Below are 2,813 nucleotides of genomic sequence, written 5' to 3'. Positions count from 1 at the left end.
CCAGAATGCGGCCGCCATCTTTATTGAAAAAGGGGAGCATATCACGATTCGTAACTGCTTCCTGCACGATTGCGGAAATGGTCTGTTCGTGGCTTATGAGACCAAAGAGTTACTGGTGGAAAACTGTTCGATTTATCACAACGGGATCTCCAACAGCTATTACGAGCATAACGTCTACACGGAAGCAGCCGGCATCACCTTTCAGGGAAACTATCTCGGGCCCCTGCGAAAAGGCTGTCTGGGTAACAATCTCAAAGATCGTTCTGCCGGTCTGGTCGTGCGATATAACTGGATCGAAGGGGGCAGTCGCCAGTTGGATCTGGTCGATTCAGAGGGGGGAGACACGATTCGCTACGACCCCCGCTATCGGACCACCTATGTCTATGGCAATGTGCTGATTAAACAACCCGAAGATGGAAACAGCCAGGTCATTCATTACGGCGGCGACAGCGGCGATGAAAGTGCCTACCGCAAAGGGACCCTGTTTCTGTATGACAATACGATTGTTTCCCGGCGTGACTCCACGACACTGGTGAGACTCTCTTCCCACGGGGAGCACATGGATTGCCGCAACAACATCTTATACACGTCTCATGCGGGAAACAGTTTTGCGATTCTGGATGAACAGGGAACAGCGATTCTCAGTCACAACTGGTTGAAAAAAGGCTGGAAAACAGCGCATTCCCGCAGTGTTGGAAATGTGGAATCGGAAGCGGAAATCAATTCTGGTGATGATCCCGGTTTTCAGGACGTCGAAAAAAATCTGTTTTTTCTCACTCCGAACTCAGCCTGCCTGAATCAGTCGGGGTCTTTGCCGAAAGCGGTTCAGGAAAACTTTCCAGTGCAAAAACAGTTCAACGGACCACGGGGAACGAAAGAACGCCCCGCAGATTCATTAAAAGATCTGGGGGCGCTCGGAAGACAGTCGGCAGAGTAGGCGGCCTTACCTTACTTTTTCGATTCGAATTGATTGGCGACTTCAATCAGTGTTTTGACCATGCAGCCGGTTCCACCCCCTTCACGATGTGGGAGATTGGCGGCTGCAAACGCCGGTCCGGCAATATCCAGGTGAACCCAGGGAGTTTCATCTACAAAGTGTTCCAGGAACTTGGCGGCGGTGATTGCACCGCCCCAGCGCGTTCCCACATTCTTCAAGTCGGCGACATCACTTTTCAGTTGTTCAGCAAATTGAGGAAACATGGGCATTTCCCAGACGTCTTCGCCACTGCTTTTGGCGGCGTCCTGAACGGCTTTAGACCAGTTTTCATCGTTGGAAAAGACGCCGGTGACTTCTTCTCCCAGCGCGACAACGCAAGCGCCAGTCAGTGTGGCAAGATCGATGATTTTTGCTGCGCCGCGATCGACGGCCAGTGTGAGAACGTCGGCCAGCACGAGTCGCCCTTCGGCATCGGTGTTGAGCACTTCAATCGTTTTACCATTGCGCGCGGTCAGAACATCACCCAGTTTATACGATGAGCCGTTGACCATGTTTTCCACGAGCCCCATGTAACCGATGACATTCACGGGCAAGTTGAGCCGGGCGATGGCAGTCATCGCGCCCAGGACTGCAGCAGCACCCCCCATATCACACTTCATGGTTTTCATGCCGTCACTCGGTTTGATCGAGAGTCCGCCGCTGTCAAAGGTGACCCCTTTTCCGACCAGCGCCAGCGTTGGTGCAGAGGCATCAGCGCCCTGGTGTTTGAGAATCGCCAGCCGCGGCGGTTGATCACTGCCTTGTGCGACCGCCAGCATCGAGCCCATTTTTTCCTGCTGGAGTTGTTTCTCATCGAGAACTTCTGATTCCAGTCCGTATGTTTTTGCGATTTCTACCACACGCTCGGCAAAACTGATCGGGAAAATATCACCCGCGTGGCGATTGACCATTTCCCGCGCCAGATTGATCGATTCACCCAGAATCGTTCCCCGTTCGACGGCCTGCTGGCAGGCTGCCTGATCTGTAGATTGGGTGCCTGCGATCAGAATTTCCTGGAATGGATAGCGGGCCGCTTCCTTACGGTATAAGTCCTGCCCGACAGAGCCGACGGTCATCGACGCGGCGATGAGACAGGCCGCATCATCTGTGCTAACAGAAGTCTTTCCGACATCGGGCAGTAGAACGGCGACGCGCGTGTTTTGTTTCCCGGAAATCGTGCGGGCTGCTGTCATCATGGCTTTTTCCAGTGAAGACAGCGACAGTGCGGCCGCAGGTCCCAGGCCCACCAGCAGGATCCGCGGCGTTTTAAGCTCTGTTAAGCCGAGTAGTGAAGAGGTTGTGGCCAGTTTGCCGGTGAAATCTTCATTTTCAATCAGGCGGGTGATCAACCCTGATAAGGTTTCATCCAGTTTGGCAACCGCGGGGGTGAGAGGCGCGGACTCATTCAGACCAATGACCAGCCAGTCTGCGGCAAGAGATGAAATCGGTTCATTCGTAAATTGCGTTCCCATTAGTTCTTCAAATCCCTTTATCGTTAGAAAGCTTCAGTTTAAGATAAGTTGATTCCACAGTTTAACAGATCAGGAGTAAAAACCAAATGAGAGATATCAGGATTGCTGCCGTCCAGTTTGAGCATCGCAATGGAGACAAAGCGTATAATCTGCAACGAATTCGTGAACTCTCTCAACAAGCCGTGGCGCAGGGAGCGGAAATAATCAGCTTCCATGAATGTTGTATCCCGGCTTACACGTTTGTGCAATCATTTTCCAAAGAGGAATTGATTGATCTGGCCGAGCCCGTTCCGAATGGGCCGAGCACGCAGGAACTGATGCAGATTTCGCAGGAAGTCGGGGTTCCCATTCTGGCGGGTCTGTTC

At 52.6% G+C, this 2,813-nt stretch carries 3 protein-coding genes; 2 read left to right on the top strand and 1 reads right to left on the bottom strand.

Features of this window, described 5'->3' with window-relative positions; translation table 11 throughout:
• Positions 1 to 937, top strand: a 937-nt coding sequence (locus Q0294_RS01690; protein WP_299460199.1) for a right-handed parallel beta-helix repeat-containing protein, incomplete at its 5' end; no start/stop codon positions are given.
• Between the two features lie 11 nt (positions 938 to 948).
• On the opposite strand, the gene Q0294_RS01685 is transcribed toward Q0294_RS01690, so the two are convergent.
• On the bottom strand, positions 949 to 2,448 hold the full coding sequence (locus Q0294_RS01685) for a leucyl aminopeptidase (RefSeq protein WP_299460197.1): 1,500 nt from the start codon (positions 2,446 to 2,448) through the stop codon (positions 949 to 951).
• Positions 2,449 to 2,534: 86 nt separating this feature from the next.
• Here Q0294_RS01685 and Q0294_RS01680 point away from each other — a divergent pair.
• A partial coding sequence (locus Q0294_RS01680; RefSeq protein ID WP_299460195.1) for a nitrilase-related carbon-nitrogen hydrolase occupies positions 2,535 to 2,813 on the top strand: 279 nt, incomplete at its 3' end.

Source organism: uncultured Gimesia sp. (genome assembly GCF_937919775.1).
In the GTDB taxonomy this organism is placed as follows: domain Bacteria; phylum Planctomycetota; class Planctomycetia; order Planctomycetales; family Planctomycetaceae; genus Gimesia.
Note: the sequence above shows the minus strand (reverse complement) of the source record. Positions and strands in the feature narration are given on the sequence as shown.